Genomic DNA, 23,568 nt, shown 5'->3' with positions numbered 1-23,568 from the left:
CCCCACCCCAAGACTTCACCACTGTCCGGAGGCTGTTGCCCATGACCACCGTGGCGTCCTCGCCAACGTCCGCCGCCGCCCGTACCGTTCACGTTCCGTACGCCGAGCTGATCCGGTTCACCACCGAGGTCTTCGTCGCCAACCAACTACCGCCCGGGCGAGCCAGGTTGGCGGCCGAGGCGTTGTGCTACGGGGACGCGGCGGGGATGGACTCGCACGGGTTGGTGAACCTGTCCCGGCTGTATCTGCCGCTGTTGGCGGAGGGCCGGGCCGATCCGCTGGCCGAACCGGAGGTGGTGGCCGACCGGGGGGCGGCGGTGCTGGTGGACGCGCGGAACGCGCTCGGGCTGTGGCAGGCGGGCGCGGCCATGGAATTGGCGGCGGACCGGGCGGAGCGGCTCGGCATCGGGCTGGTCTCGGTGCGGCGGGCGACGCACTTCGGGTGTGCGGGGCACCATGCGGCGCGGGTGACCGGGCGCGGCATGATCGGGCTACTGGCGTCGAACTGCGGACGGCAGCGGATCGCCCGCCCGCCGGGTGGCGCGGTCGCGCTGCTCGGCACCAACCCGTGGAGCGTGGCCGCGCCGGCGGGTGAACTCCCCCCGTACGTCCTGGACATGAGCACCACGGCGGTTCCGACGGGACGGGTGCGGGCTGCGGCGCGGGCGGGGCGGACCATCCCGGAGGGGTGGCTGGCCGACGAGGACGGGCGGCCGGTGACGGATCCGGCGGCATTCGACCGGGGCGAGGCGCATCTGCTCTGGCTGGGCTCGGGTTCGGGCGCCGGGTTCAAGGGGTTCGGGCTCGGGCTGATGGTGGAGGTGCTGGCGGCGATGCTGCCCGGTGCGGGTCTCGGCCCGGAACCGGCGGCGCTGGACGGGGACGGCGGTCCGACCGGCCGGGACGACGACATCGGCCTGTTCGCGCTGGCGATCGCCCCGGCGGCGCTCCGCGATCCGGAGCAAGTCGCCGCGGACGCGAGGACGTTGTTCTCCACGGTGCTGGCCTGCCCGCCCGCCGCCGGGCAGGCCGGTCCGGTCGTCTACCCCGGCTGGCACGAGGCCCGGCGGACCGCCGCGGCGCACCGTGACGGCGTGCCACTGGCCGCCTCGCTGCTGGACGAACTCGCGTCTGTGGCAGCCAAGTTCGGAGTGCGACCGGTGGAGGTGGCGGAGTGAGCGGCCTGCGGGTGGGAGTGATCGGGCTCGGGGTGATCTCGCGGTTCTACCTGGCCGCGCTGGAGCAGGTCCCGGGGGTGCGACTGGCGGCGGTGTGCGACCGGGACGCGGAGCTGCTGCGCGAGTTCGAGGGCCGGGTGGGGTGCTTCACGGACCACCGGGAGCTGCTGGCCACGGGCGGCCTGGACGCCGTCGTGGTGACCGTCCCGAACGACCTGCACCTGACGATCTGCCGGGACGCGCTGCGGGCGGGCCTGCCGGTGTGCGTGGAGAAGCCGCTGGCGCTGCGGGCAACGGAGGGTGCGGAGTTGGCGTCGCTGGCGGTCGAGCGCCGGGTGCCGCTGTTCACGGCGTTCCACCGGCGGTACAACGCGGCGGTGCGGGAGCTGTGCCGAACGCTGGAGGGCGCGGCGCCGGTGCGGTCGGTGACGGCGCGGTACTTCGAGCGGATCGAGGAGCATGTCGGCCGGGACCGCTGGTACTTGGACCCGGAGCGCTGCGGCGGCGGCTGCATCGCCGACAACGGCCCGAACGCGTACGACCTGCTGCGCCTGCTGGCCGGCCCGATGCGGGTGGAGGCCGCGAAGGTGGTGCGCGACGAGGGCGGGGTGGACCGGTACGCGCTGCTGGAGCTGTCGGGTCCGCGCGGGGTGCGCGGCCGGATCGAGCTGGACTGGTCGCACCCCGGCGAACTGAAGGACGTGGCCGTGGAGTTGGCGGACGGCTCGGTGCTGCGGGCCGACCTGCTGGCCGGGCACGACGGGTTCAAGCAGTCACTGTGGCACGAGTACGTCGGCATCGTCACCGACTTCGCCGACCTCCTGGCCGGCGGCGGCGCGGGCGGCGGCGCGGGCGGCGGCAACAACTTCCGGGGCTTCCGGGGCCCGGACGGCGTGGACGCGCTGCGGGTGGTCGAGGCGGCGTACCGGGCCGAGCGGGCGGGGGTGCGCGGGTGATCCGGCAGCGCGAGGACCGGGCCCAACTCGCGGCCCCGGTACGGGAGAGCGGGCCGAAGCGAACGGTGACGGGCACGCTGGTGAAGGTGCTGCTGCACAGCCGGACGGATCGCGGGATGAGCCTGGAGCCGTTCGCCAGCCGGTGCGTCCGGGCCGGCGAGGTGCACGAGTTGGTGACCACCGACCAGCGGGACACGGCGGCGGGCGCACGGATCGACCGGGTGGGGTTCCTCGGCTTCGCGGAGATCGCGGCGGCGGGGGTGCTGGACCGGGGCGACGAGGTGTTCGTCGGCGAGCACCGAGTGGGGACGGTGCTGGGCTTCGACGCCTGCCACTTCCCCAACCATTACAACGTGCTGATCGCGGCCGATCACCTGCTGACCGGCGAAAAGCTGGACCTGCGGCCGGAGTTGCCGGTGCGGTTCGTCCCGGCGGCCACCGAATCCTGACGCCTGTCGGAGCCCGAGGCGACCCGAACAACGAACGAAGGCCCGGAGCGGGAGGCGCCTCCCCCGCTCCGGGCCCGGGTGCGTCAGGCCGTCGCCGGCCGCGCGGCGGGGCTCAGCGGCCCAGCAGCGGAACGTCCAACTCGCCCATGTGGTAGGCGCGAACGGCCTGGACCAGCTCCTCGACGGACAGCTGGCCGTCGCCGTTGGCGTCGATCTGGCGGAACGCCTCGGCCGGCTCGATGCCCTCGACACCGATGGCGTCCAGCCAGGTCTTGAACTCGGCCGGGTTGACCTGGCCGTCGCCGTCCACGTCGACCAGCTCGACCATGGCCTGGATGGTCGGCTTGACGACGCGGGCGAAGCCGGCGCCGCCGTTCTCCAGCACGTGCTCCTCGGCGACGTGGTTGAACTGCTCGGGGGTGAGCGCACCGGTCTGCTCGTCGATGCCGACCTTGTCGGCGAAGAAGCTCCACATGCCGAGGTAGGCGTCGGTCAGCTGACGAGCGGCCGGGGAGGTCGGGTCCTCGCCGAAGGCCTGCAGGATGCGCTTGGCCTCGGCGTCCCAGTCGGACCGGTCGATCTGGCCGTCACCGTTCACGTCCCAGAGGTCGAAGCGCTTCTGGGTACGGTCGGCCTGCACGGAAATGGTCATCTCGGGTCTCCAGATTGAGTCTGAGCGGGCGGATCATTTCGAGGAGTCGGCCATCACACAATCGGTGCGGTCGGACACGGAACGTCACAGTACCGGCGTGACGCACTCCGGTTCGCCGACGTACCGCCAACTGGGTGACGGCGCCCCCGCATTGACCGAACGCGAGGCCCACACCCCTTGAACTCCCGGCCTCCAGCCACGTTTTGGGGACTCCGTCAACGGTTTCGCGACCGGCCTCACGAGCGGGTGAACGTCGTCCGGTTCGCTGGCGGAGGGCGCGCTCCGGGCCCCTAACCTCGCTCCGTGACCGAGACCTCCACGACGCTCCCCGCGCTCCCGCTGATCGAACTCGCCCCGCAGGCCTTCGCCGCCGTGCACGCCCTGCACGCCGCCGTCGAGCAGGCCGCGGCGGCCGCCGGGCTGGAACCGCTGCTGCTCGAACTGGTGCGGCTGCGCTGCTCGCAGCTGAACGGCTGCACGTACTGCGTGGACCTGCACACCGCAGCCGCCCGGAAGGCCGGCGAGTCGGACGAGCGGCTGGGCCGGCTGGCGGCCTGGCGCGAGTCCGGCGCGCTGTTCACGTCCCGCGAGCGGGCCGCGCTGGCCCTCGCGGAGGCGGTCACCCGCCTTCCGGACCACGCGGAGGGCGCACGGGCGCAGCGTGCGGCGCGCGCGGTGCTGTCCGACGCCGAGGCGGCGTTCGTGGCGTGGGCGGCGACGGTGGTGAACGCGTACAACCGGATCGCGGTCACCTCCCGGCCGGTGCCGGCCACCGAGGGCCGACCGTCCCGCCCGCGCGCACCGGTTAGCCCGGTGGCGGGTTGTGCGGCAGGCTGGAGGGATGACAACGGTGCGCGAGGACCCCGGCGGGTTCGCGGCGGCGATGGCGGCGGGGCCGGTGGTGCTGGACGGCGGGCTGTCCGCCCAACTGGCCGCGCAGGGCTGCGATTTGTCCGGCGCGCTGTGGTCGGCACGGTTGCTGCTGGACGATCCCGGCCAACTGGTGGCGGCGCACCGGGCGTTCTTCGAGGCGGGGGCGCAGGTCGCCACCGCCGCGAGCTACCAGGCGAGCCGGGCGGGTTTCGCGGGGCGGGGCGCGGGCGCAGCCAAGGCGGACCGACTGCTGGCGTTGAGCGTGGAGTTGGCGCGGCTGGCGGCCGAGGAGACGTCTTCGCGGCTGGGCGACGGGCGGGCGCGCTGGGTGGCGGCGTCGGTGGGTCCGTACGGGGCGGTGCTGGCGGACGGCTCCGAGTACCGGGGTCATTACGGGCTCTCCGCCCGGGAGTTGACCGCCTTCCACCGTCCGCGCCTGGAGGTGCTGGCGGCGGCGGGGCCGGATGTGCTGGCGGTGGAGACGGTGCCGGATCTGCTGGAGGCGTCCGTTCTGGCGGAGTGCGTACGGGGGTTGGGCGTGCCGGTGTGGTTCTCGTTCGGCGCGGCGGACGGCCTGACCCGGGGCGGGGAGCCGCTCGCGGAGGCGTTCGCGCTGGTGGCGGACGTGCCGGAGGTGGTGGCGGTGGGCGTCAACTGCTGTGCGCCGCAGGAGGTTTCGTCGGCGGTGCGGCTGGCGGTGGAGGTGACGGGCCGGCCGGCGGTGGCGTACCCGAACAGCGGCGAGGGCTGGAACACGAGAGCCCATGACTGGGCGGGCGCAGCGACGTTCGACCCGGGTGAGGCGCCGGGCTGGGTGGCGGCCGGGGCCCAACTGGTGGGCGGCTGCTGCCGGGTGGGTCCGGACCGGATCGCGGCGGTGGCGGCGGCACGGGCGGGTGACCGCCGGCCGACTCCGGCCGACTCCGGCCGACGGCGACGGCGACGGCCCGTAGCCTGAAGCCGTGATGACAACCTCGTCGATTCTCGGACAGTTCGATCTCTGTGCGGACCGGGCGGAGTTCCCTGACCAGGACAACGGCTACTACTACCCGGTCGATGCGCGGATCCACCTGTTCGGCGACGACACCCGCTGGGCCGTGGTCGCCGAGCTGCTGGGCTACACCCCGCGCGGCGGCAACCTCATCGACGTCGTGCACTGCTTCGGCAACTGCCTGACGCGCGGTGAGCCCGGGTTCGGCGACTTCCTGGACCGGGTGGACAACATGGCGGAGATCGACCCCGACGGCGAAGAGGTTTACGCGGGCGGAGTCCCGGTCGTCGTCCGCGGCACCGCACTGACGGTCGACGCCCCGGCGGGCACCCCGCTGCAGGACGTGTTCCGCCTGCTGGCCCCGGCCAACAGGGACCTCCTGATGGCCGACGGTACGGAGCTGCGCGCCCGCATCCCCGCCGACCTGCCCGAGCTGCTACGGCTCGACGAGTGGCACCAGCCGGAGGACCTCGGGGCCGTCATGCCGAGCGGGCACGAGACCTTCCGGATGATCGCCGAGGTACTGGATTCCGGCGACCCGACCCGGTACCGGCCGACGCTCCCCGCGAACACCCACTGGTCCCACTGGCCGGACGCCGGAACGCTGTAACGCCTGCCCGGACAGCCCGGGAGCGTCTCGTGACAGGTGGGCGCGGGCCGGACCGGATCGCGGCGGTGGCGGACGCCGTGCGCAACCGCGGGCGGCAGTGAGGTCCCCGTAGCAGGCAACGCCCGGTCGCGGTGTGGTTCACCTCACGTGGAACCCGTGTGCCCGTGGTCGGCGGAGAAAGGTATGGATCCAGGATTTCGGGCCCGGATACGGGCGGGTGACGAGGGCGCCTTCGGGGTGCTGTTCCGTGAGCACGGTAAGGCGGTGTACAACCACTGCTTTCGGCTGACCGGCGACTGGTCGGGGGCGGAGGACTGCGCCTCGCTGGTGTTCCTCGAGGCGTGGCGGCTGCGGGAGAAGGCCGAGCCGACCGGCGGGAGTCTGCTGCCGTGGCTGCTGGGAATCGCGACGTTCGTGGTGCACCGCCGTCGCAGGGTGGCGCGCCGGCACCGTGCGCTGATGGAGCGGATGCCCGAGCCGGAGCTGTTGCCCGACTTCGCGGACGAGTTGGTCGGGCGGCTGGAGGACCAGGAACGCATCGCGGCGGTGCAGGAGGTTCTCGAACGTCTCTCCCGCTCCGACCGCGAGGTGCTGGCGCTGTGCGTGTGGGCGGGGCTGGACTATGCGGCGGCCGCGCACGCGCTCGGGGTGCCGGTGGGCACGGTCCGTTCCCGGCTGTCCCGGGCCCGCCGCCGCTTGGACCGGCTCGCACAAAAAAATCTCGGCCTGCGGGTGGAACCGCCGGCCACAGGACGGCAGGTAACAGATGACCGCACCGAAGCGGTCGGGCCGAAGAAGGGGAACGCGTGATGACCGGGTACCAGGACGACGACCTGCGGACGCTGCGTCGGATGCTGCCGGTGCCTGCCGAACGCGACTTTCCCGCCGGCCGTGGGCACCAACGTGAGGAACATCTGATGAGCAGCTTGCTGACCACGTCCCGTCACGACGACGAGCGGCGGAACGCGAACACGAAGCGTCGGCGTCTCGGCGTGCGGATCGCGCTGCCGGCCGGTCTGGTGGCCGCCGCGGCCGGTGTCGTCGTGGCCGCGCTGCCGGCCCAGACCGCGGCCGCGTACACCCTGCAGACCGCCGACAACGGCACCGTGAAGCTCACCGTCGTCAACCCGGCGGGGAAGATCGACCTCGCCAAGGTGCAGCGCGAACTCGATCGGCTCGGCGTCCGCGCCCGCGTCTACGCCGGCGATCCCAACTGCCAGGCCCCGGCGCCTCTGCCGTCCACTTCGGCCAGCTCCGCGCCCTCGAGCTCGCCGTCCGCCTCCGCGGACGCCCCGGCCCCCTCCGCGGACGCCCCGGTCCCCAACGCGAGCCCCGCGTCCGAGCCCAGTGACCAGAGCTGGACCCTCGGCCGGGAGAACGGCAAGCTGGTCCTGATCCTCAACCCCGCTCGGATCCCGGCGGACAAGCAGGTGCAGATCGTCTTCCCGCTGGCGAAGACCGACCCGGCCCACGGCACCAGCGTCATCATGGGCGGCCTGACCGACATCCCGGGCCCGGACTGCGCGCCCGCCCTGCCGGCCGACGCCATCGCGGACAACAACCCGCAGTAACCGTGACACGGTCGGGGGAGGCAGCGGCTGTCCGCTGCCTCCCCCGCTGTGCTGCCGCGCGCCGGACCGGCCCGGGGAGGGAGGATGTCCGTGGACGGAGAGGGGTCGCGGTGCGGGCGGTCGGTGTGGTGAACGGTCTCGGGGCGCGCTGGGGGCGGGAGTTGACGTTCGGCTCCGGGCAGGTGTGGACGGCGGTGGGGGTGTGGCCGCTACTGGCGATGCTGGCGGCCGGGGCGGGCGAGCCGGTGCGCGAGGAGCTGGCGGAGGCTATGGGGGTGCCGGCCGAGCAGGCTCCGGCGGCGGCGCGGGAGTTGCTGGCGGGAGTGCGGCGGGTGCCGGGGTGTGCGGCGGCGCTCGGGCTGTGGACGGCGGAGCACGTCGAGGTGGAGCCCGACTGGGTGAAGCAGCTGGGTGCGTCGCTGTGGGGGCGGTTGACGGGTGATCCGGCGAAGGACCGAAAGGTGCTGGACCAGTGGGCGGCGAAGCAGACCGGTGGCCTGCTGAAGCAGCTGCCGGTGGACCCGGCCGAGGCCGAACTGGTGCTGGCGTCGGCGGTGACGGTGCGGACCAGCTGGGTGGTCCCGTTCAAGCCGGGCTGGTTCCCGGTGACCGAAGGCCCTTGGGCGGGGCGGGAGTTCGAGAAGCTGGAGCGGACCGGGCCCGAGCTGTTCGAGCGGATCTCGGTGGCGGAGACCTCGGCGGGCCGGGTGACGGAGGTCCGGGTGGCCGGGGACGGCGAGGTGGACGTTCACCTGGTGCTGGGCGGGAGCGGCGCCGCGCCGGGTGCGGTGGTGGCGGCCGGGTTCGAGCTGGTGTCGGGCGAGTCACGGCGGCTGCCGCTGGCCGACCGCCCGGACGGGGAGCCGTGGCCGGGCCTGGAGTTGACCACGGTGGAGTCGGCGTCGCCGGGCAACGTCGGTGCGCTGCTGACGGCCGGTTTCCTCGTCCGGTCCGAGCACGACCTGCTGCGGAGCGCGGACCTGTTCGGCCTGCGGACGGCCGCGCAGGACGGCGACTGGTTCCGGGGCATCAGCCGGAGCACCCCGCTGAAGGTGTCGCAGGCCCGGCAGGTCGCGATGGCGGAATTCTCGGCGGAGGGTTTCGAGGCGAGCGCGGTGACGGCGATGACGATGGTCAGGTCCGCCGCGATGACCCCGCTCCGCCGGTTCCGGGTCCGCCACGCGACGGCCCGCTTCAACCGGCCGTTCGCGTTCCTGGCGGTGCACCGCACCTCGGGCCTGGTGCTGATGGCGGGCTGGGTGACGGAGCCGGCGCCACGGTCCTGAGGCCGCGCGCCTGCTCCCGCAGGGAGACGGCACGGGGCCCGGCGCCTCGCGCCGCATGGCACTGGCCATGGGCCGCAGACGGGACCCCGCACTCGGAGCCGCGGCGGAGCTCGCGGAAGACCTCGACGCTGCCGCACCACAGACGCCGAAGCCGACGCGAACGACAGGCTGCGCGGCGCAGCCGGCACCGTAGTCCTGAGGACGGCGCGCCTGCTCCCGCAAGGGGAACGGCACGGGGCCCGGCGCAGCCCGGCTTTGCACGGCGCGCCGCACGGCACTGGCCATGGGCCGCAGACGGGACCCCATACCCGAGGCCGCGGCGGAGCTCGCGGAAGGCCTCGACGCTGCCGCACCACAGGCGCCGGGGCCGGCGCGAACGGCAGGCTGCGCGGCGCAGCCGGCACCGTAGTCCTGAGGACGGCGCGCCTGCTCCCGCAAGGGGAACGGCACGGGCCCGGCGCAGCCCGGCCACGCGCCGGACGTGGCGAAGCCCGGGCCCGCACGAATTCGGCGCTGTCCGGGCCGGGCGCCGGAGGTGCGGGTTTCGGTGCCGGGCGTCCGGGGGTGGTCGCCGGGGTAGTACGGTCGGAGCACGGTAGGTTGGGTCGGCATGGCCGACCGGTGGTCTGTGGAGGTGGGCCGGTGTCCGGTGCGATCCAGTCGCTGTCGCGGGCGGCCGCGATCCTGCGCCTGTTGGCGGGTGGGGAGCGGCGGCTCGGCCTGTCGGAGGTGGCGACGGGGCTGGGGCTGGCGAAGGGTACGGCGCACGGCATTCTGCGGACGTTGCAGCAGGAGGGGTTCGTCGAGCAGGACCCGGACAGCGGCAAGTACCAGTTGGGGGCGGAGCTGTTGCGGCTCGGCCAGAGCTACCTGGACGTGCACGAGTTGCGGGCCCGGGCCCTGGTGTGGGCGGACGATCTGGCGCGGGCGGCGGGCGAGACGGTGTACCTGGGGGTGTTGCACCAGCGGGGGGTGCTGGTGGTGCATCACGTGTTCCGGCCGGACGATTCGCGGCAGGTGCTGGAGGTCGGTTCGATGCAGCCGCTGCACGCGACGGCGCTGGGCAAGGTGCTGCTGGCGTACGACCCGGTGGCGCGCGGCGAGTTGGGCGACGGTCCGTGGGAGGCGTTCACGCCGCGGACGGTGACCGAGCCGGCGGCGCTGGACGCGCAGTGCGCGCTGGTGCGGGAGCGGGGCTGGGCGGACGCGGTGGAGGAGACCTGGGAGGGCGTGGCGTCGGTGGCGGCGCTGATCCAGGACCGTCGGCGCAACCCGGTGGGCGCGGTGTGCGTGAGCGGTGCGGTGGAGACGGTGTGCGAGGACGGGGTGGTGCGGCCGTCGCTGGTGGCGTCGGTGCGGACGGCGGCGCGGGCGATCTCCCGCGATCTCGGGGCGCACCGCTTCTGAGTAGGCGCACCGCTTCTGAGTGGGCGCACCGCTTCTGAGAGGCCTTCTGCGTGGGCCTTGTGGGCAGTGGGTGATCGTTCGGCGGCGGCGCGTGGTCGTCGGGGCGTCGCGGGTCACAACGCCTTGACGTCGGGCGTCCGGCTGCTGTTGGCTTCCAAACGTCGGTCGACATTGTCGAACGACGGCTGGAGGGTCCGGGGCGTTCCGCGCCGCCCGCGTGGTTTGCCGGACCCGCGCGCACGGGGACTGACGAAGAGTCACCCCGAGCCCGTTGACGTCCCCGAGCCGAGCCGAGGAACCGCATGACTGCCAGCTACATCGCCGCGATCGACCAGGGCACCACGTCCAGCCGGTGCATCCTGTTCGGGGCGGACGGCCGGATCGTCGCCGTCGAGCAGCAGGAGCACGCGCAGCTGTTCCCGCAGCCGGGCTGGGTGGAGCACGACGCGGCGGAGATCTGGACGCGGGTGCAGGCGGTGGTGCGGGGTGCGCTGGAGAAGGCGGGGCTGACCCGGGAGGACATCCGGGCGGTCGGCATCACCAACCAGCGTGAGACCACGGTGCTTTGGGACCGGCACACCGGTGAGCCGGTGTACAACGCGATCGTCTGGCAGGACACCCGTACCGAGGCGCTCTGCCGGGAGCTGGGCCGCAATGTCGGGCAGGACCGTTTCCGCCGGGAGACGGGGCTGCCGCTGGCGAGCTACTTCGCGGGGCCGAAGATCCGCTGGCTGCTGGACAACGTCGAGGGGCTGCGTGAGCGCGCCGAGGCGGGGGACATCCTGTTCGGCACCATGGACACCTGGGTGATCTGGAACCTGACCGGCGGCGCGAACGGCGGCCGGCACGTCACGGACGTCACCAACGCGTCCCGCACGCTGCTGATGAACCTGCACACGCTGGAGTGGGACGAGCGGATCGCCGAGTCGATCGGCGTGCCGATGGCGATGCTGCCGCAGATCCGTTCCTCCGCCGAGGTGTACGGCGAGGCGGTCGGGGTGCTGGCGGGTGTGCCGGTGGCGGCGGCGCTGGGCGACCAGCAGGCCGCGCTGTTCGGCCAGACCTGCTTCGACGTGGGCGAGGCGAAGTCGACGTACGGCACCGGAACGTTCCTGCTGCTGAACACCGGTGAGCGGATCGTCAACTCCTACCACGGGCTGCTCACCACGGTCGGCTACCGGATCGGCGACCAGCCGCCGGTGTACGCGCTGGAGGGGTCGATCGCGGTCACCGGCTCGCTGGTGCAGTGGCTGCGCGACCAGCTCGGCATCATCTCCACGGCGGCGGAGATCGAGACCCTGGCGGGCACCGTCGAGGACAACGGCGGCGCGTACTTCGTGCCCGCGTTCTCCGGCCTGTTCGCCCCGTACTGGCGTTCCGACGCGCGCGGTGTGATCACCGGCCTGACCAGGTACGTCACCAAGGGCCACCTGGCCCGGGCGGTGCTGGAGGCGACGGCCTGGCAGACCCGCGAGGTGGTGGACGCCATGCAGAAGGACTCCGGCGTCACGCTGACCGCGCTGAAGGTCGACGGCGGCATGACCTCCAACAACCTGCTGATGCAGAACATCGCGGACGTGCTGGACGTCCCGGTGGAGCGCCCGTACGTCGCCGAGACCACCGCTCTCGGCGCGGCCTACGCGGCCGGCCTCGCGGTCGGCTTCTGGGACGGGCTGGACACGCTGCGCGCCAACTGGCACCGGGCCGCCGAGTGGACGCCCCGGATGGACGGCGCGACCCGCGAGCGCGAGCACCGCAACTGGCTGAAAGCGGTGGAGCGCACCATGGGCTGGATCGAGCAGGACGACGAGCAGCCGCAGCTCTGACACCTCCGTCAGAGCCCGCATCACCGATCGGAAGGAGACGCGGACCGGCCGCGAACCGGGCCCGCCGCACACACCATGGCAAGCATCCCGACCCTGGGCGCCGAGCGCGCCGCCGGCCGCGTCGCCTCCCGCGCCGCCACCCGCGACCTGCTCGGCCGGGCCCGCTACGACCTGCTGGTCATCGGCGGCGGCATCCTCGGCACCGCCACCGCCTGGACGGCCGCCCAGGCCGGGCTGAAGGTGGCCATGGTGGACGCCGGGGACTTCGCGAACGCCACCTCCTCCGCGTCCTCGAAGCTGGTCCACGGCGGCCTGCGCTACCTGCAGACCGGCGCGGTCAAACTGGTCGCGGAGAACCACAAGGAGCGCCGGGCGCTGGCCACCGACGTGGCCCCGCACCTGGTCAACCCGCTGACCTTCTTCGTCCCGGTCTACGAGGGCGGCCCGCACTCGGCGCCCAAGCTGGGCGCGGGCGTGTTCCTGTACTCGGCGCTGTCGGCGTTCCGCGACGGCCTGGGCCGGGTGGTCTCCCCCGCCCAGGCGGCCCGCGCGGTGCCGGGGCTGCGCACCGAGGGCCTGCGGCGGGTCGCGGTGTACGGCGACCACCAGATGAACGATGCCCGGATGGCCGTGATGACGGTGCGGGCGGCGGTGGACGCGGGCGCGGTGGTGCTCAACCACGCCGAGGTGACGGGGCTGCGCTTCACCCGCGGCCGGGTCAGCGGCGCGGAGGTCCGCGACCGCCTCGACGGCACCGAGTTCGGCATCGACGCGCGCCTGGTGCTGAACGCCACCGGCCCGTGGGTGGACCACCTGCGGCGGATGGAGTTCCCGGGCGCCGAACCGTCGATCCGGCTGTCGAAGGGCGCGCACGTGGTGCTGCGCCGGCAGGCGCCGTGGCGGGCCGCGCTGACCATTCCGATCGACCAGTACCGGGTGTCCTTCGCCATCCCGTGGGAGGACCACGTCCTGCTGGGCACCACCGACGAGGAGTACACCGGCGACCCGCTGGACGTGCGGGCCACCGACGCCGACATCGACCAGATCCTGTCCGAGGCGGGCCACGCGGTGCGCGACGAGCACCTGCGGCGCGAGGACATCACCTACGCGTTCGCGGGCCTGCGGGTGCTGCCGGGCGGTCCGGGGGCGACCGCGGCGGCCAAGCGGGAGACGGTGGTCACCGAGGGCCGGGCCGGGATGCTGTCGGTGGCGGGCGGCAAGTGGACCACCTACCGGCACATCGGCCGGGTGGTGCTGGAGAAGCTGAAGAACGCGCGCGGCGTCGGCCTGGCCGAGGACATCTCGCCCATCCCGTCGACCGTGCCGCTGCCCGGCATCGGCGCCCCGCAGGCCGTCGCGCACCGCCTGCTGATGGACCGCGAGCCGGGCTCCCGGATGGACCCGCTGGTGGCCCGCCACCTGGCCACTCACTACGGCACGCTGTCGTTCGAGATCGCCCGCATGATCGCCGAACGCCCCGAGCTGGGCGAGCGGGTGCACCCGGACGGGCCGGACGTGTGGGCGCAGGTGGTGTACGCGGCCGAGCAGGAGTGGGCGTACACGGTGGACGACGTGCTGCGGCGGCGCACCACGCTGACGGTGCGCGGGCTGGACACCGAGGAGGTCCGCAAGCGGACCGCGGAGCTGCTGGCCCGATGAGAACGCGACGACGCCCTCCGGGAGAGAGAAGCGGGATCCGGAGGGCGTCGCGGTATGTGGGGTGCTGATCGCTAGATGATCAGACTCAGCGGCAGGATCAGGGCGATCGCGACCACCGAGATCACCGTCTCCATCACCGACCAGGACTTCAGCGTCTGGCCGACGCTCATCCCGAAGTACTCCTTCACCAGCCAGAAGCCGGCGTCGTTGACGTGCGACAGGAACAGCGACCCGGCGCCGATGGCGAGCACCATGAGCGCGGCGTGAGTGGTCGACATGTCGGCGGCCAGCGGGCCGACGATGCCGGCGGCGGTGATGGTGGCGACCGTGGCGGAGCCGGTGGCGAGGCGGATCAGCACGGCGATCAGCCAGCCGAGCAGCAGCGCGGAGATGTGCCACTTGCCGGACCACTCGCTGACGGCCTGGCCGACGCCGACGTCGATCAGGGTCTGCTTGAAGCCACCGCCGGCGCCGACGATGAACACGATGCCGGCGATCGGGCCGAGCGAGTTGCCGACCGTCGCGGAGATCTTCGTCTTGTCGAACCCGGCGGCCTTGCCGAGGGTGACCATGGCCAGCAGGGTGGCGGCGAGCAGCGCGATCAGCGGGGAGCCGATGAAGTCGAAGAACCGCTGAACGGTGTTCTTCGGGTCGTCGATCGCCACGTCGGCGAGGGCCTTGCCGAGCATCAGCACGACCGGCAGCAGGATGGTCGCGAGGACGGCGCCGAACCGCGGGGTCTTCTCGTTCTTGACGGTCTCGGCGGGCGTGGTGTCCGCGGGTATCTCCAGCGGGCCGACCCAGCGCTGGGCGAACCGGGCGAACAGCGGGCCGGCCACGATCAGGGTGGGGACGGCGATCAGCAGGCCGAGCGCCAGGGTGACGCCGAGGTCGGCCTTCAGGGCGTCGACGGCGACCAGCGGGCCCGGGTGCGGCGGGACCAGGCCGTGCAGCACGGACAGGCCGGCCAGCGCGGGGATGCCGATCCGCATCAGCGGGACGTTGCCGCGGCGGGCCACCAGCAGCACGATCGGGATCAGCAGGACGACGCCGACCTCGAAGAACAGCGGCAGGCCGAGCACGGCGGCGATCAGCGCCATCGCCCAGGGCAGCATCTTCGGGCCGGTCCGGGCCAGCACCGTGTCCGCGATGATGTTGGCGCCGCCGGAGTCCGCGAGCAGCTTGCCGAGCATCGCGCCGAGGCCGATCAGCAGGCCGACCGAGGCGACGGTGGAGCCGAAGCCGGTGGAGAAGCTGCTGAGCAGCTTGTCGAACGGCGCGCCGGCGACGGCCGCGAGCAGGCCCGAGCCGAGGGTCAGCGCCAGGAACGGGTGCAGCTTGAACTTGGTGATCAGCAGCACGATCGTGCCGATGCTGAGCAGCACCGCGAGCAGCAGCTGTCCGTTGCTGTCCGTGTGGGGGAGCGCCGGCGCGGCGGCGGCCAGCAGGGTGGGGGTCACGCGAGTCTCCATTGACGAGCCGGCACCGCCCGGGGGTCCGGTGGGCGGTGGCGGGGTGTGACGGGGTGGGGCGGGGGTTTCCGAGCCGGGGGTCAGGCCGGCAGGGCGGCGACGGCGCGTTCGACGAGGGTGTCGGGGTCGGCGTCGACATCCAGCACGGTGCCGCGCTCGTCCGCCTGGAGCGGTTCGAGGGTGGCGTACTGGGAGTCCAGCAGCGAGGTCGGCATGAAGTGGCCCGTGCGGTGGGCCAGTCGGTCGCCGACCAGTGCGTGGCTGCCGGTCAGGTGCAGGAACTGTGCCTCGGGGCAGGCGTCCCGCAGGGTGTCGCGGTAGGCGCGCTTGAGGGCGGAGCAGGTGACGACGCCACCGGTACCGGCCGCGGCCCGTTCGCCGAGCCACGTGCCGAGGGCGCGCAGCCAGGGTTGCCGGTCCTGGTCGTCCAGCGGGATCCCGGCGCTCATCTTGGCGATGTTGGCGGCGGGGTGGAAGTCGTCGGCCTCGGCGTACGGGAGGCCGAGGCGGTGGGCGAGCAGTCGGGCGACGGTGGTCTTCCCGACTCCGGAGACGCCCATCACCACGATGACGGGCGGCTGCTGGTTCTCGACGCTGAGAGCCATGGGTGGTGCTCCTGTCCTTGCCTGGTCACGGGCAAGGTAAGCCCAAAGGTATGACTTATTCAAGCCACCGAAACCCAATCGTCATACGTATATGCATCGCCGCAGGTGGGAGGCCTCCACCGATCCCCCTCCCCCCGATCTCCCGTGACCTCGCCGATAGGCTGGCCGAATGGAGATCCAGGGCCTGCCCGGCCGCCTGCTTGCCCACCTCGGTCCGGCGATCGCCTCCGGCGAGCTGCCCGCGGGCACCGTGCTGCGCACCGAGGAGTTGGAGGAGCAGCACGGGGTGTCCCGCACGGTGGTGCGGGAGGCGGTGCGCGTCCTGGAGTCGATGCGACTGGTCGAACCGCGCCGCCGGGTCGGGATCACGGTGCGGCCGCAGAGCGACTGGGACGTGTTCGACCCGCTGGTGATCCGCTGGCGCCTCGCCGGCGCGGGCCGCTCCGCGCAGCTGCGCTCGCTCGGCTCACTGCGGGTCGCGGTCGAACCTGCCGCGGCGGCCCTCGCCGCCCGGAACGCCAGCGACGACGACCGGCGGGAACTCAGCGCGCTGGCCGTCGAACTGACCGTCACCGCTCGGGCCGCGGACCTCGAATCCTTCCTCGCGCACGACATCGCCTTCCACGCGGCGGTGCTGCGGGCCTCCGGCAACGAGATGTTCGCGCACCTGAAGGACACCGTCGGCGCGGTCCTCACCGGCCGCACCGAACACCGGCTGATGCCGCACCGCCCCCGCGAGTACGCGGTGCAACTCCACCGGGACGTCGCCGAGGCGATCTGCGCCGGCGAACCGGAACTGGCCGAACGGGCCATGCGCACCATTGTGGTCGGCGCGGTGGAAGAGCTGGACGCCACCCTGCCCGACTGACCCTCTTGCGGACCTGAATACGATTCCCGACAGGGGGGGTTGACGGCCGGTCGGCACGACACGCCCGGTTTGAGTGGAATTCCACCGGGTGGCCGCATACCTTCACCCTTATTGGGGCAGTCTGGGAAGCACCGGACGGGTGCGCATCCGACAGGGGGTGGCGATGGCGCGTCGTCGGCGCAGTCGGCTGCCGGACGAAGTGCGGGCAGCCGCGGTCCGGGCGGGCCTGGCGTTCGCGTTCACGGTGGTGACGGTGATCGTCGCCGTCCTGGCGTCCTGGTCGCACACCACGCTGATCGTGCCCGCGCTGGCGACGATGGCGATGGGCGTCTTCATCCTGGCGTGGTGCCTGATAGACATCGCGGTCTCCCGCCAGGTCGCGGCGAGCCGCAGGCGCGCTCCGCACTCGGCCAGTCCGATGGCAGGGGCGAAACCGGGGGCGCGGGGAACGGCGCGGCCAGCCGTGCACCCTCAGCCAGATCGCCGCGCAGGATGGTGAGTTGCACTATCGCGCGACATTGCTGACGGGTGCGAAAACAGGGGCGCTGGGAACTGCGCGCAGCGGAAGGCACCCCGACAGCCAGGTCGCGAGACAGTGCAACTCATTGCCCTGCATCGCGATCTGACTGACGGTCCTCGGCTGGCCGCGCCGTTCCCCGCGCCCCTGACTTCTCAACCTCGCGTGCCGATCGCGTAGCCGTACTGCACCGGCCAGTTCCGCTCCGCGCCCAGCGTCTTCGCCGCGTGCAGCGGCCAGTACGGGTCGCGGAGCAGCTCGCGGCCGAGCATGACGACGTCCGCGCGGCCTTCCGTCAGGACGGCTTCCGCCTGGGCCGGCTCCGAAATCATTCCGACCGTGCTGACCGCCACGCCGGCCTGCTCGCGGATCTGGGAAGCGAACGGGACCTGGTAGCCGGGCCCGACGGTGATCTTCGCGTCCGGGACGAGGCCGCCGGAGGAGACGTCGATCAGGTCGATGCCGATGGCCTGGAGTTCCTTGGCGAGCAGGACGCTCTCCTCGACCGTCCAGCTGGGCTGCTCGGGGACCCAGTCCGTGGCGGAGACGCGGAACAGGACGGGGAGGTCCGCGGGCCAGACGGCCCGCACCGCGGTGGCGATTTCGCGGGCGAGGCGGCTGCGGCCGGCGAAGTCGCCGCCGTAGCCGTCGGTGCGGTGGTTGGTGAGCGGGGAGAGGAACTGGTGGATCAGGTAGCCGTGGGCGCCGTGCACCTCGACCACCTGGAAGCCGGCGGCCAGGGCGCGGCGGGCGGCGGACGCGACGTCCTCGACCAGTTCGGCGATCTGAGCTTCCGTCAGTTCGGCAGGCGCCGGGTAGCCGTCGCTGAACGGGATCGGCGAGGCGCCGACGACGGGGAAGCCGCCGTCCTCCGCGGCGAGCGGCCCGCCACCCGAACTCGCCTTCGCCGTCGAGGCCTTGCGTCCGGCGTGGGCGAGCTGAATGGCGGGCACGGAGCCGTGCGAACGGATCAGCGCGGCGATCCGCGCCAGCGCGTCCTGCTGCTGGTCGTTCCACAGGCCGAGGTCCCAGGGGGAGATCCGGGCGTCGGGGCGGACGCCGGTGGCCTCGACCATGACCAGGCCGGCGCCGCCGGCGGCGCGGGCGCCGAGGTGGGCGAGGTGGAAGTCGGTTGCGACGCCGGTCTCGGGGCCTTCGGCGGCGGCCGAGTACATGCACATCGGACTGAGCCAGATCCGGTTGGGGATGGTCAGCGTACGGAGGGTGATCGGCTCGAACAGGGCGCTCACGACGGCCCGTCCTTCCTGTGGTCCCGACAGCGACGGTCTCTTCGCTTCGTACGATAGCTGCCGTACTACGAGATCTGTCAAACTACGAGGACTCTCGTACTATGGCGGGGTGACCATCGACCAGGACTGTGCCGGCGACCCGGAGTGCCAGAAGCTGCTGCCCGAGCCGGCCGTCGCCGAGCTGCGGCTGGAGGCCGTGCTGCACGCACTCTCCGATCCGACTCGGTTGCGGATCGTCGCCGAACTGGCGGAAGCGGGGGGCGACGAGCTGAATTGCCTCGCATTCGAGCTTCCAGTCACCAAGTCGACATTGACACATCACTTTCGGGTTCTCCGCGATGCGGGACTGATTCGTCAGCATCGGCGCGGCACTTCTAAGATGAACACACTGCGCTCGGCCGATCTCGGCGAGCGCTTTCCCGGTCTGCTGGACGCGGTGCTGGCCGCCGCCGAGCCGCGCCTCCACACCCCGAAGCCGGCTGCCCGCTGACCTTTCGACCGAACCGCAGGCCACGAGCCTGACGATCCGTCAATTCTCGCGCGGCGAGTCCCCGCCATGGACTTCGGCGGCGCTTCGCCAACCGCATTCGCAACCACTCGGACAACGCCGCACGTCAACCGCCGCAGCAACCCCTCCTGGCGCAGCCGAGGGGTAATTTCTGGCGCGGTCATGCCTTGTCACGCAGGCTTCACCGAAGTTGCCCCAGCGTTCATCGAGCGTGGTCATTTGGTCTATACCAATCAGGTAATCTGACCGTCGACAGGTGTCAATGACCGGCCGTGGGGGGCCTTATGACTGTCAATCACCTTCCGTCGCCACCCTCCGATCAGGAGCTCTACTGGTACTTCGGACCTCAGCGCCGCTGGGTCCCGCTGCTCTCCGCGCTCGCCTTCGTGTTCAGCGCGGCCACGATGTTCAGCTTTTCGCTCCGCAATCCTGTGCTCTGGCCGTTCCTGGCCGTGCTCGGCATCAACGTGGTGGCTCTCGCCCTGACCTGCGTCAACGGGCTCCGCCGCCGCCGCTTCACCCGGGCCGGCCACGAACTGCTGGTCGCCGCCTGGCAGCCCGCCGACCCGCCGTCCGTCGACCTGTACCTGCCGACCTGCGGCGAACCGCTCGACATCCTCGCCAACGCCTACCGCGCGGTGGCCCGGATGGACCACCCCGGCACGCTCGACGTGTGGGTGCTGGACGACGGCGACCGGCCCGAAGTCGCCTCGCTGGCAGCCGAGTTCGGCTACCACTACGTGGTGCGGCCGAACCGCGGCGAGTTCAAGAAGGCCGGCAACCTCAACCACGCGCTCACCCTGAGCAAGGGCGAGTACATCGCTATCCTGGACGCCGACTTCGCGCCGCGTGCCGACCTGCTGCAGCACCTGCTGCCGTACTTCGGCGACCCGAAGGTCGGCATCGTGCAGAGCCCGCAGTGCTTCGACACCGACGCCTCGATGGGCTGGGTGCAGCGCGCCGCCGGCGCCGCCCAGGAGTGGTTCTTCCGCTGGGTGCAGCCCAGCCGGGACGCCTCCGACGCGGCCATCTGCTGCGGCTCCAACGCCGTCTACCGGCGCTCCGCGATCGACGCCGCCGGCGGCTTCGCCCGGCTCGACCACAGCGAGGACATGTACACCGGACTCGCCCTGCACCAGCAGGGATTCAGCACCCGGTACGTGCCGGTGCTGGTCGCCAAGGGCACCTCGCCCGAGTCCACCACCAGCTTCGTCAACCAGCAGTACCGCTGGGCGATGGGCAACCTTCACCTGATCGGCGACCGGCCCGCCCGCAAGGCCATGACCTGGCGGATGCGGCGCTGCTTCGACGAGGGCATCGTCGGCTACCTGGCCGCCGCCGTGAACGTGCTCACCGCACCGCTGCCGCCGCTGGTCATGCTGTTCGCCTTCCCCGGCGAGGTCCGCGCCTGGTACGTGCTGCCGATGCTCTCCCTGCTGTGGCTGTGGCACGTGCTGCTGCCCCGGGTCAGCCGCACCCGCTGGCGCACCGAAGTGCTGCGCGCAAACGTGCTGATGAGCTTCGCCGCCGCCACCGCCTACTGGCACACCCTGCGCGGCCGCAGCGCCGCCTGGGTGCCCACCGGCGTCGCCAAGCCCGGCGCCTCCGGCGGCATGGCCCGCAAGGTGCTGCTGGTCTCGCTGCTGTGGACGGCCGGCACGCTGGTCGCCACCGCCGTCGGCGTCACCGTCGCCACCGCCATGTACGGCTGGCACTACACCTGGGGCCTGGCCCTGTACCTCGCCGTGCAGCTGCACGCCGGCGTCCCGCTGGTCCGCGACCTGTACGCCGAGCTGCGGCCGCACCCCACCCAGAACACCGAATCCGGGGCCCGCCCGGCGATGCGGCCCAGGCGCTGGCCCGAGGCCCTCGCCGTCACGAGCACGCTCGCCCTGATCGCCCTGCTCGCCTCCGGCTGGGTAGCGCCGATGCTGCCCTGGCTGGGCTGAAAGGTCCACCTCCCGTGTCCACCAGCACCGCCCCGCTCACCGTCGTTCTCGGGCAACCACCCGCCGAGCGACCGAAGTTCAGACCGGACATCGAAGGACTGCGGGCCGTCGCCGTGCTCGCCGTGCTCGCCTTCCACGCGGCCGTCCCCGGCCTGGCCGGCGGCTTCGTCGGCGTCGACGTGTTCTTCGTCATCTCCGGCTACCTCATCACTGGACTGCTGCGCAGCGAGAGCGCCGCCACCGGCAAGGTCCGGCTCGCCGAGTTCTACTCCCGGCGCGCCCGCCGCCTGCTGCCCTCCGCCGCCGTGGTGCTCGCCGTGGTCGCCGTCCTCGGCGCCCTGCTCACCGCGCCGCTGCGCCGCGCCGACCTGGAGCGCGACGTCCTCGCCTCCGCGCTGTCCGTCGCCAACTGGCGCTTCATCGCCGAACAGACCGACTACCTGGCGGCCGGCCGCGACCCGAGCGCGCTGCTGCACTTCTGGTCGCTCGCCGTCGAGGAACAGTTCTACCTGCTGTGGGCCCCGCTGATGGCGCTCGCCGCCCGCTGGGTCTGGAAGCGGCGCACGCTGCTCGGCCTGACCGTGCTGCTCGGCGCCGGCTCGTTCTGGCTCTCCCTGCACTGGAGCGCCGGCGCGTACCTCTCCACGCCCACCCGGGCCTGGCAGTTCGCGGCCGGCGCGATCATCGCGCTGCTGCCGATCCGCCGAATACCGCGCCTGGTAAGGGAGTTGCTGGGCCTCGGCGGCATGGCCGCGGTGCTCGCCGCCGTCCTGCTCTTCGACGCCCGCACCCCCTACCCCGGCTACGCCGCGCTGGTGCCGACCGTCGGCACCGCCGCGATCATCCTGGCCGGCACCGGGCCGCACCTGGTGGGACGGCTGCTGTCGCTCGGCGCGCCGCGCGCGATCGGCCGGCTCTCCTACAACCTGTACCTGTGGCACTGGCCGGTGCTGGTGCTCGCCGAAGCCCAGTGGGGCAGCCTGCACTGGGGCGTCAAGGTCGCGCTGACGGCGGCCGCCGCGCTGCCCGCGCTCGCCGCCCTCAACTGGCTGGAGCAGCCGCTGCGCCGCAGCCGGGTGCTCGGTGAAATCCCGCGCCGCGGACTGTCGTTGGGCCTCACCGCGGTGGTGCTGCCGGTGGTGCTGGCGCTGGTCGTCGGCACCGGCACGATCCGGATGCTCGGCCCCGCCACTCCCCCGGACCCGTCCGGCCTGCCGCCGGGCGCCCGCGACGGCCGCACCCTGCTCGCCGCCGCCCCGCCCGCACACGCCCCGACCGTGCCCAACCCCCTCCAGGCCCGGGGGGACTTCCCGCCGGACGGCGCCTGCGAGGTCAACCCCGCCGACACCACCAGCCCGCCCTGCCGCTTCGGCACCGGCGACGACCGGATCGTGCTGCTCGGCGACTCGCACGCCGGCCAGTGGTTCTCCGCACTGCTCGGCATCGCCGCCCAGCACCACCTGTCCGTCGAGGAACTCGTCAAGCAGGGCTGCCCGCTGCCCGAACTCACCGTCACCAACCCCCAGTTGGGACGCACCTACCACGAGTGCGACACCTGGCGGGCGAACACGCTGCGCCGGCTGGGGGACGGGCCCAAGCCCAAGCTGATCGTCGTCTCCACGCTGAACCGCTACACCGCCGACCGCGACGCGCTGCTGCACGGCTGGGAGCAGACCCTCACCCCGCTGCGGGAGCTGGGCGTCCCGATCGTCTACCTGCAGGACACGCCGAACCCCGGCCGGGACGTCCCGGCCTGCGTCTCCGGACACCCCGACACCACCTCCGCCTGCGACTTCCCGCGCAGCGAGGGCCTGTGGGCCGACCCGCTGGCCGAGGAGATCGCCGCGGGCCGCGTCCCCGGCGTGCGCACCATCGGCGTCAACCAGGTGCTGTGCCCCGGCGAGGGCCGGATGTGCCCCGCCGTCCTGGAACACGTCCTGCTGTACCGCGACGACTCGCACCTGACCAACGCGGCGGCCGTCGTCCTCACCGCGCGGCTCGACCAACTCCTCATCGAGGCAGGCGTGTTCGGCAACCGCTGGACCACCCTGCTGCACGACGAGTTCGACGGCCCCGCCGGCGCGAAGCCCGACCCCGCGAACTGGCAGTACGACCTGGGCACCTGCTACCCCGGCTGCCCCGCCGCCCAGTGGGGCACCGGCGAGGTCGAGACCATGACCGACTCCACCGCGAACGTCCGGCTGGACGGCCAGGGTTCACTGGAGATCGTCCCCACCCGGGACGCCTCCGGCCACTGGTCCTCCGGCCGCATCGAGTCCAAGCGCGCGGACTTCACCGCACCCGCGGGCGGAGTGCTGCGCGTGGAAGCCAAGTTGGCCCTGCCGGACGTCAAGGGGCCTGCGGCGTCCGGCTATTGGCCCGCGTTCTGGGCGCTCGGCGGGAAACTCCGTGACGGCTACACCGGTTGGCCCGGCGTCGGCGAACTCGACGTCCTCGAATCGGTCGGCGGGCGGGGCGTCTTCGGCACCATGCACTGCGGCACCACGCCGGGCGGCCCCTGCAAGGAGCCTGCCGGCCTCGGCTCCGGCGAACAGTCCTGCGCGGACTGCTGGGGCACGTTCCACACCTGGGCGGTGGAGGTCGACCGCTCCGTCTCTCCCGAGAAGGTTCGCTGGCTGCGCGACGGCCAGGAGTACTTCGCGGTCACCTCCGACCAGGTCGAGCCCACCGCGTGGGACCAGGCGGTGCACCATGGCATCTTCCTGATCCTGAACGTCGCGATCGGCGGCAACCTGCCCGCGGCCCACGGCAGTTCCCCGACGCCGGCCACCGAACCGGGCCACCCGATGAAGGTCGCCTCGGTCACCGTTTCGACACGAGGTTGACCATCAGGGGCGCGGGGAACTGCGCGACAAGCGCCAACCAGTCCGCAAGGTCGCGATCAAGTGCAAGTCATTGTCCTGCGTCGCGATCTTGCTGA

General features: G+C 72.6%; 20 protein-coding genes and 1 pseudogene. 16 read left to right on the top strand and 5 right to left on the bottom strand.

All coding sequences use genetic code 11. The annotated features are described in order from the left end of the window. Nucleotides 1-41: 41 nt before the first annotated feature. The 3 genes from ACFYST_RS35585 to ACFYST_RS35575 are packed head-to-tail and all read left to right on the top strand — an operon-like array spanning nt 42 to nt 2,583. The gene (locus ACFYST_RS35585; protein ID WP_387868498.1) at nt 42-1,178 is read left to right on the top strand and encodes an Ldh family oxidoreductase; all 1,137 of its coding nucleotides are present in this window, start codon (nt 42-44) and stop codon (nt 1,176-1,178) included. Continuing rightward, nucleotides 1,175-2,134 carry a Gfo/Idh/MocA family protein gene (locus ACFYST_RS35580; RefSeq protein WP_387868496.1) on the top strand — a complete coding sequence of 320 codons (960 nt, stop codon included), beginning with the start codon at nt 1,175-1,177 and terminating at the stop codon, nt 2,132-2,134. Before ACFYST_RS35585 ends, ACFYST_RS35580 begins: the two co-directional genes overlap by 4 nt. Continuing rightward, on the top strand, nt 2,131-2,583 hold the full coding sequence (locus ACFYST_RS35575; RefSeq protein ID WP_387868494.1) for a DUF6917 domain-containing protein: 453 nt from the start codon (nt 2,131-2,133) through the stop codon (nt 2,581-2,583). The genes ACFYST_RS35580 and ACFYST_RS35575 overlap by 4 nt, the downstream gene beginning before the upstream one ends. 112 nt (nt 2,584-2,695) lie before the next feature. Here ACFYST_RS35575 and ACFYST_RS35570 read toward each other — a convergent pair whose 3' ends face one another. Further along, nucleotides 2,696-3,235 carry an EF-hand domain-containing protein gene (locus ACFYST_RS35570; protein WP_387648312.1) on the bottom strand — a complete coding sequence of 180 codons (540 nt, stop codon included), beginning with the start codon at nt 3,233-3,235 and terminating at the stop codon, nt 2,696-2,698. A gap of 303 nt (nt 3,236-3,538) precedes the next feature. Between ACFYST_RS35570 and ACFYST_RS35565 the strand changes: the two are divergent. From ACFYST_RS35565 to ACFYST_RS35525, 9 genes and pseudogenes are all read left to right on the top strand, one after another. Beyond that, nucleotides 3,539-3,838, top strand: a pseudogene (locus ACFYST_RS35565) (carboxymuconolactone decarboxylase family protein); the annotation flags it as partial. A 238-nt stretch (nt 3,839-4,076) separates the two neighbouring features. Further along, nucleotides 4,077-5,066: a homocysteine S-methyltransferase gene (mmuM, locus tag ACFYST_RS35560; protein ID WP_387868493.1), complete on the top strand. Its 990-nt coding sequence runs from the start codon at nt 4,077-4,079 to the stop codon at nt 5,064-5,066. 7 nt (nt 5,067-5,073) lie between these two features. Beyond that, nucleotides 5,074-5,709 (top strand): DUF7003 family protein, encoded by a 636-nt coding sequence (locus ACFYST_RS35555; RefSeq protein WP_387868530.1) that lies wholly within the window; start codon nt 5,074-5,076, stop codon nt 5,707-5,709. Between the two features lie 183 nt (nt 5,710-5,892). Beyond that, nucleotides 5,893-6,519, top strand: a complete 627-nt coding sequence (locus ACFYST_RS35550; RefSeq protein ID WP_387648319.1) for an RNA polymerase sigma factor — start codon at nt 5,893-5,895, stop codon at nt 6,517-6,519. Between the two features lie 107 nt (nt 6,520-6,626). Beyond that, the gene (locus ACFYST_RS35545; RefSeq protein WP_387868490.1) at nt 6,627-7,280 is read left to right on the top strand and encodes a hypothetical protein; all 654 of its coding nucleotides are present in this window, start codon (nt 6,627-6,629) and stop codon (nt 7,278-7,280) included. Nucleotides 7,281-7,390: 110 nt separating this feature from the next. After that, nucleotides 7,391-8,566, top strand: a complete 1,176-nt coding sequence (locus ACFYST_RS35540) for a serpin family protein (RefSeq protein WP_387868488.1) — start codon at nt 7,391-7,393, stop codon at nt 8,564-8,566. A 642-nt stretch (nt 8,567-9,208) separates the two neighbouring features. Continuing rightward, nucleotides 9,209-9,973 carry an IclR family transcriptional regulator gene (locus ACFYST_RS35535; protein ID WP_387648324.1) on the top strand — a complete coding sequence of 255 codons (765 nt, stop codon included), beginning with the start codon at nt 9,209-9,211 and terminating at the stop codon, nt 9,971-9,973. Between the two features lie 302 nt (nt 9,974-10,275). After that, a complete protein-coding gene (gene glpK / locus ACFYST_RS35530; protein WP_387868485.1) occupies nt 10,276-11,799 on the top strand; it encodes a glycerol kinase GlpK in 1,524 nt (507 codons plus the stop codon). A gap of 75 nt (nt 11,800-11,874) precedes the next feature. Further along, a complete protein-coding gene (locus ACFYST_RS35525) occupies nt 11,875-13,458 on the top strand; it encodes a glycerol-3-phosphate dehydrogenase/oxidase (RefSeq protein WP_387648329.1) in 1,584 nt (527 codons plus the stop codon). A gap of 71 nt (nt 13,459-13,529) precedes the next feature. Here the strand turns inward: ACFYST_RS35525 and ACFYST_RS35520 are convergent, their stop codons facing one another. Both ACFYST_RS35520 and ACFYST_RS35515 read right to left on the bottom strand, forming a co-directional pair. Beyond that, nucleotides 13,530-14,930 (bottom strand): gluconate:H+ symporter, encoded by a 1,401-nt coding sequence (locus tag ACFYST_RS35520; RefSeq protein WP_387648332.1) that lies wholly within the window; start codon nt 14,928-14,930, stop codon nt 13,530-13,532. Nucleotides 14,931-15,010: 80 nt separating this feature from the next. Further along, on the bottom strand, nt 15,011-15,535 hold the full coding sequence (locus ACFYST_RS35515) for a gluconokinase (RefSeq protein ID WP_387648335.1): 525 nt from the start codon (nt 15,533-15,535) through the stop codon (nt 15,011-15,013). 169 nt (nt 15,536-15,704) lie between these two features. Between ACFYST_RS35515 and ACFYST_RS35510 the strand changes: the two genes are divergently transcribed. Next, nucleotides 15,705-16,403: a FadR/GntR family transcriptional regulator gene (locus ACFYST_RS35510; protein WP_387648337.1), complete on the top strand. Its 699-nt coding sequence runs from the start codon at nt 15,705-15,707 to the stop codon at nt 16,401-16,403. A 108-nt stretch (nt 16,404-16,511) separates the two neighbouring features. Here the strand turns inward: ACFYST_RS35510 and ACFYST_RS35505 are convergent, their stop codons facing one another. Then, entirely contained in the window at nt 16,512-16,763 is a 252-nt protein-coding gene (locus tag ACFYST_RS35505; RefSeq protein WP_387648340.1) for a hypothetical protein, read from the bottom strand. A 312-nt stretch (nt 16,764-17,075) separates the two neighbouring features. Then, on the bottom strand, nt 17,076-18,170 hold the full coding sequence (locus ACFYST_RS35500) for an NADH:flavin oxidoreductase/NADH oxidase (RefSeq protein ID WP_387868483.1): 1,095 nt from the start codon (nt 18,168-18,170) through the stop codon (nt 17,076-17,078). A gap of 109 nt (nt 18,171-18,279) precedes the next feature. Between ACFYST_RS35500 and ACFYST_RS35495 the strand changes: the two genes are divergently transcribed. From ACFYST_RS35495 to ACFYST_RS35485, 3 genes are all read left to right on the top strand, one after another. Beyond that, nucleotides 18,280-18,660: an ArsR/SmtB family transcription factor gene (locus ACFYST_RS35495; RefSeq protein ID WP_387868480.1), complete on the top strand. Its 381-nt coding sequence runs from the start codon at nt 18,280-18,282 to the stop codon at nt 18,658-18,660. A gap of 302 nt (nt 18,661-18,962) precedes the next feature. Next, nucleotides 18,963-20,627 carry a glycosyltransferase family 2 protein gene (locus tag ACFYST_RS35490; protein WP_387868477.1) on the top strand — a complete coding sequence of 555 codons (1,665 nt, stop codon included), beginning with the start codon at nt 18,963-18,965 and terminating at the stop codon, nt 20,625-20,627. A 14-nt stretch (nt 20,628-20,641) separates the two neighbouring features. Continuing rightward, nucleotides 20,642-23,473, top strand: coding sequence for an acyltransferase family protein (locus tag ACFYST_RS35485; protein ID WP_387868474.1), 2,832 nt, complete (start codon nt 20,642-20,644; stop codon nt 23,471-23,473). The last annotated feature ends 95 nt before the right edge of the window (nt 23,474-23,568 follow it).

The sequence above is a fragment of the Kitasatospora sp. NPDC004614 genome (genome assembly GCF_042873675.1).
Lineage (GTDB): Bacteria > Actinomycetota > Actinomycetes > Streptomycetales > Streptomycetaceae > Kitasatospora.
This window is presented reverse-complemented; position numbering and strand designations above follow the sequence as displayed.

Bases quoted from the DNA above. Each gene is read 5' to 3' on its own strand.
- ACFYST_RS35585 (WP_387868498.1), top strand. From the start codon at position 42: ATGACCACCGTGGCGTCCTCGCCAACGTCCGCCGCCGCCCGTACCGTT.
- ACFYST_RS35570 (WP_387648312.1), bottom strand. From the start codon at position 3,235: ATGACCATTTCCGTGCAGGCCGACCGTACCCAGAAGCGCTTCGACCTC.
- mmuM (WP_387868493.1), top strand. From the start codon at position 4,077: ATGACAACGGTGCGCGAGGACCCCGGCGGGTTCGCGGCGGCGATGGCG.
- ACFYST_RS35555 (WP_387868530.1), top strand. From the start codon at position 5,074: ATGACAACCTCGTCGATTCTCGGACAGTTCGATCTCTGTGCGGACCGG.
- ACFYST_RS35550 (WP_387648319.1), top strand. From the start codon at position 5,893: ATGGATCCAGGATTTCGGGCCCGGATACGGGCGGGTGACGAGGGCGCC.
- ACFYST_RS35545 (WP_387868490.1), top strand. From the start codon at position 6,627: ATGAGCAGCTTGCTGACCACGTCCCGTCACGACGACGAGCGGCGGAAC.
- glpK (WP_387868485.1), top strand. From the start codon at position 10,276: ATGACTGCCAGCTACATCGCCGCGATCGACCAGGGCACCACGTCCAGC.
- ACFYST_RS35525 (WP_387648329.1), top strand. From the start codon at position 11,875: ATGGCAAGCATCCCGACCCTGGGCGCCGAGCGCGCCGCCGGCCGCGTC.
- ACFYST_RS35520 (WP_387648332.1), bottom strand. From the start codon at position 14,930: ATGGAGACTCGCGTGACCCCCACCCTGCTGGCCGCCGCCGCGCCGGCG.
- ACFYST_RS35515 (WP_387648335.1), bottom strand. From the start codon at position 15,535: ATGGCTCTCAGCGTCGAGAACCAGCAGCCGCCCGTCATCGTGGTGATG.
- ACFYST_RS35510 (WP_387648337.1), top strand. From the start codon at position 15,705: ATGGAGATCCAGGGCCTGCCCGGCCGCCTGCTTGCCCACCTCGGTCCG.
- ACFYST_RS35505 (WP_387648340.1), bottom strand. From the start codon at position 16,763: ATGTCTATCAGGCACCACGCCAGGATGAAGACGCCCATCGCCATCGTC.
- ACFYST_RS35490 (WP_387868477.1), top strand. From the start codon at position 18,963: ATGACTGTCAATCACCTTCCGTCGCCACCCTCCGATCAGGAGCTCTAC.